Source organism: Mycobacterium sp. 1165178.9 (assembly GCF_001673555.1).
In the GTDB taxonomy this organism is placed as follows: Bacteria; Actinomycetota; Actinomycetes; order Mycobacteriales; family Mycobacteriaceae; genus Mycobacterium.
In genome coordinates, this window is sequence record NZ_LZMB01000286.1 from 1 (window position 1) to 2869 (window position 2869).

The 2869-nt window shown below is 63.9% G+C and carries 2 protein-coding genes and 1 pseudogene; 2 read left to right on the top strand and 1 reads right to left on the bottom strand.

Annotated elements, in window-relative coordinates:
* Window positions 1-1413, top strand: a 1413-nt coding sequence (locus A5652_RS12210) for a thioesterase domain-containing protein (protein ID WP_156745300.1), incomplete at its 5' end; no start/stop codon positions are given.
* 69 nt (window positions 1414-1482) lie between these two features.
* On the opposite strand, the gene A5652_RS12215 is transcribed toward A5652_RS12210, so the two are convergent.
* Window positions 1483-2307, bottom strand: a complete 825-nt coding sequence (locus A5652_RS12215) for a DUF732 domain-containing protein (RefSeq protein ID WP_067351089.1) — start codon at window positions 2305-2307, stop codon at window positions 1483-1485.
* A gap of 144 nt (window positions 2308-2451) precedes the next feature.
* On the opposite strand from A5652_RS12215, the pseudogene A5652_RS12220 reads away from it, so the two are divergent.
* A pseudogene (locus A5652_RS12220) lies at window positions 2452-2869 on the top strand (lytic transglycosylase domain-containing protein); the annotation flags it as partial.

The following is a 2869-nucleotide window of genomic DNA, read 5'->3' on the forward strand; positions in this document are numbered from 1 at the left end:
CCGGGATCGCAGGGGCTACGGATGTATCGCACCGGGGACCTGGTGCGGTGGCGCGCCGACGGGCAGCTGGACTATCTGGGGCGCGCTGACGAGCAGGTCAAGATCCGCGGATATCGCATCGAACTCGGCGAAGTTCAGGCGGCGCTGGCCGCGCTGGACGGGGTGGATCAGGCGGTGGTAATCGCCCGTGAGGACCGCCCTGGCAGCAAACGCCTGGTGGGCTATATCACCGGCACCGCCGACCCGGCCGAGGCCCGCGCCGCGCTGGGCGCTCGCCTGCCGGCATACATGGTCCCCGCGGCGGTAGTGGCGCTTGACGCATTGCCGATGACGGTCAACGGGAAACTCGACAGACGTGCCCTGCCCGCACCGGAATATGAGGGCACCAATCGTTACCGCGCCCCTGCCAACCCCACTGAGGAGACGCTCGCCGGCATCTACGCTGAAGTGCTCGGGCTGGAGCGCGTCGGGGTCGACGACTCGTTCTTCGACCTGGGCGGGGATTCGCTTTCGGCGATGCGAGTGGTCGCCGAGATCAACAAGCGCCTGGACGCCGACCTCGCGGTGCGCACCTTGTTCCACGCGCCGTCGGTTCGAAGCTTGAGCGGGCAGTTGGGTGCAGACGGGAGCCAGCTCGACATCGTCCCCGTCGAGGTCCTCAAAGAGGGTGCTGGTCTTCCGCTGTTCTGCATCCATCCCGGGGGCGGGATGAGTTGGCCGTATCAGCGTCTTAGTAATTATTTGAGCTGCTCGATCATTGGAATTCAACAACTTCTACTGGACGAAGAAGCTGAACCCCAGACAATTCCCGATATGGCGAAGAATTACGCCGACAGGATACAAAAGGTCGATCCTATTGGGCCTTACAATATCCTGGGCTGGTCTTTTGGAGGGCTCGTCGCTCATGAAGTCGCCATCGAGCTTCAGCAACGTGGATGCGTAATCGCACGCCTTATCGTGTTCGATGCTCAACTGAGCCTCGAGGGCGCGAGCCTACCGACCCATCCTTTAGAAGACAAGCAGATGCTGGACGAAATCTTGCGGTTCTATGGCATCGATATCGCCGAGCTGGAAGAGCCGCTCGACGCCGAGCAGATAGAAAAGGTAATGCTCGAACGAGGAGTCAAAGACTTCCCCAGATACAAACGACTCGTGGATTGGATAATCCAAAACTTTAATAAGAACACCGAGTTACAGCGATCACACGAACCTCGCATTTTCGACGGTGATCTGATCATATTCTCCGCCGTGGGGAACGAGAGCGATCGCAGTTCATATCTTGTCGAAACCTGGCGGCCATACGTCGCTGGCAGCGTCACAGATTACTCGGTCGACTGCGCGCATGAAAACATGCTGACTGTCGAATCGCTCAGCCTGTACGGCCAACAACTCAGACTGTTGTTAGAACCATAACGGGCACCGCGGCGCGACTATCTAGCCGGAGGCACGCCAACCCAGCGTTGTTACTATCGCCAGGCATCGTCACGGCCGGCCCGGGATGCCCGGCAGACCATCTTGGATGTCTTGCAGATTGCCTTGGATGCCCTGCAACTTTCGTTCGATCGCCTGCAGATCAGACAGTGTGTTCTGATAGGCCGGCGAGATCTGGTCCGGGGTCGTAGGCCGAGACTGCGGGCAGTAGGAGGCGATGGCGCCCGCGGTAACGGCGGTGCTTTGATCGGCGTCCCATACCGATGTTCGTTGCACGAAGCCGACCGCGTCCGCGAAGTTCGGTTGGTGCGCCAGGAAGTCGCACACCGCGTGCCCTTGGGCCAGCACGTATTCCTGGCTGGGAACTGGCACGCCTTCCTGCTTCAACACGGAGATGTACGCCGCGTCAATAGGGTTGAGCGCCGGAGCGGACGGCTTCGGCGCGGCCGGTGTGAAGGGCGCGGCCAGTGTCGAGGGCGCGGCCGGTGTCGAGGGCGCCGCCGACGGCGGCGGGTCCTCAGCTTGCGCCGACGAATCCTGGCGGTGGAGCGCGAACATCACCGCCACCGCGGAGACGACGGCGACCAGAGACAGCGGCAGTGCCGCGAACAGACCGAAGCGGCGCAACGCAGCAACCTTTTGCCGCCGCGACGCCATCGCGCGGATTTTGCGGGCGCGCGACCGGGCTGCGGCGACGACCTCGGTCTCCCAGGCTGCAAACGAGTCGAGCTCAGACGTCCCAGCGCCGTGGGCCAGGATTTCGTCGAGCAGTTCGTCAGCCTCTATGGAAGATGGCCGACCACCCTGCTCGCGGATCGCCTGGCGCCGAAGCGCGATGAGCCGCAATTCCGAGTCGATCTTCTCGCGGTCGCGCATACCAATCAGTCTGAGAGTGCGGCGCAATTGTTACAACTCCCCGCGAACAAGAGACCGTCACGCATTGATGTCTGAGGATCAAATGCGACAGACTCGCGGTGGGCCAACTAACCGGAATCATGGGATTCGAGGCATTGGACGGACGTGATCACCGTGAGTCGTGACCGGCGCTCCGCGCCACTCGTCGTCGGCGCGATCGTGTTCGCGCTCGCCGGTTGTTCGGGGTCGCATCCGACCGCCGCGACCGGACCGACCACGGCCGCGGGCGTGGCCGCTCCCCCGGCGCGCACGACGCGGATGGTGCCCGCCGACACGGGAACGCCGGGCGGTGCGCAGCCTCGCCTGGCGTCGGACCCCGCGCAGTTGGCCGACGACCTGGTGGCCGACGAGCGCGCGCTGCGCGATCCGGGGACACCGGATCCGGCGCTGACGGCGGCGGCGCACCGCGAGCAGGCGGCCTACCGTGCCATTGGGCGCCACCCTGAGTGGGACGCCACCACGCGCCCGCGCATCCCTCCGGAGCTGGTCGATGCCTACGACCGCAACGTAGACGCCCGGCGGC

Coding starts and splice junctions, on each gene's coding strand:
- A5652_RS12215 (WP_067351089.1), bottom strand. CDS start 2,307: ATGCGCGACCGCGAGAAGATCGACTCGGAATTGCGGCTCATCGCGCTT.